1 protein-coding gene is annotated in these 1,649 nt (G+C 75.3%); it reads left to right on the forward strand.

Annotation, left to right across the window (positions count from 1 at the left end):
* The first annotated feature begins 56 nt into the window (after nucleotides 1-56).
* On the forward strand, nucleotides 57-1,340 hold the full coding sequence (locus tag GTR00_RS20375) for a PhoH family protein (protein ID WP_166613354.1): 1,284 nt from the start codon (nucleotides 57-59) through the stop codon (nucleotides 1,338-1,340).
* The last annotated feature ends 309 nt before the right edge of the window (nucleotides 1,341-1,649 follow it).

A 1,649-nucleotide genomic window follows, 5' to 3' on the forward strand; every position in this document is an offset into this window, starting at 1 on the left:
ACCCGGCCGCACACCCGGCCGCCGCCCCCGACGGGCAGGGGCGCCGCACGTTCGTCCTGGACACCTCCGTCCTGCTGTCCGACCCCGCCGCCCTGACCCGCTTCGCCGAGCACGACGTCGTCCTGCCGCTGGTGGTGGTCAGCGAGCTGGAGGGCAAGCGCCACCACCCGGAGCTGGGCTACTTCGCCCGGGAGTCGCTGCGCCGCCTGGACGACCTGCGGGTGCAGCACGGCCGCCTGGACCGGCCGGTGCCGGTGGGGGAGCAGGGCGGCACGCTGCGGGTGGAGCTGAACCACTCCGACGCGGCGTCGCTGCCGTCCTCGCTGCGCACGGGGCCGCTGGCCACGGCGGGCGACACCCGGATCCTGGCGGTGGCGCGCAACCTGGCCGACGAGGGCCACGACGTGACGGTGGTCTCCAAGGACGTGCCGCTGCGGGTGAAGGCCTCCGCGGTGGGGCTGGCGGCCGACGAGTACCGCGCGGAGCTGGCGCCGGACTCGGGCTGGACGGGGGTGGCGGAGCTGACGGCCACGGCCGAGGAGGTCTCGGCGCTGTACGAGGCGGGCTGCGTGGAGCACCCGGAGGCGCGCGAGCTGCCGGTGAACACGGGCGTGGTGCTGGCCTCCCCGCGCGGGCACGCCCTGGGTCGGGTGGGCGCGGACAAGCAGCTGCGGCTGGTGAAGGGCGACCGGGAGGCCTTCGGGGTGCGGGGCCGCTCCGCGGAGCAGCGCATCGCGCTGGACGCGCTGCTGGACCCGGGGGTGAGCATCGTGTCGCTGGGCGGGCGCGCCGGCACGGGCAAGTCGGCGCTGGCGCTGTGCGCGGGCCTGGAGGCGGTGATGGAGCGCCGCGAGCAGCGCAAGGTGGTGGTGTTCCGCCCGCTGTACGCCGTGGGCGGGCAGGAGCTGGGGTACCTGCCGGGCACCGAGGCGGAGAAGATGGGCCCCTGGGGGCAGGCGGTCTTCGACACGCTGGAGGCGCTGGTGGCCCCGGCGGTCCTGGAGGAGGTCGTGGACCGCGGGATGCTGGAGGTGCTGCCGCTGACGCACATCCGGGGCCGCTCGCTGCACGACGCGTACGTGATCGTCGACGAGGCGCAGTCGCTGGAGCGCAACGTGCTGCTGACGGTGCTCTCGCGCATCGGGCAGGGCTCGAAGGTGGTCCTCACGCACGACGTGGCGCAGCGGGACAACCTGCGGGTGGGCCGGCACGACGGGGTGGCGGCGGTGGTGGAGGCGCTCAAGGGGCACCCGCTGTTCGCGCACGTGACGCTGACCCGCTCGGAGCGCTCGCCGGTGGCGGCGCTGGTGACCGAGCTGCTCAACGACTTCGGAGCGTGATCACCGCTGTTCGGTGAGTCGATCCAGGCGCGGCCGGGTGACGGGATGGACCGTTGCCCGGCCACGTCAAACCTCCGGCGGGGCCCTGTCGGGTGTGAGATGATTCACGAAAGTCGACGGATCGTCGCTCAGTCGTGACCTCAGCGTGACGAAGCGGGGGTCCACGGTTTGCCTGTGGCGGGGGCGCCGGGGCACCGTTCCCGGTCGACAGCACCCCGCCGCTGTCGGCCGGCGCCCCGCGCCGGCCGCCACGACGGGCGCCGGCGGACCGCACCGCGGCCGGCCGCGCAGCCCACCGGGCCCCACGCC

The sequence above is a fragment of the Kineococcus indalonis genome (assembly GCF_009906395.1).
GTDB lineage: Bacteria > Actinomycetota > Actinomycetes > Actinomycetales > Kineococcaceae > Kineococcus > Kineococcus indalonis.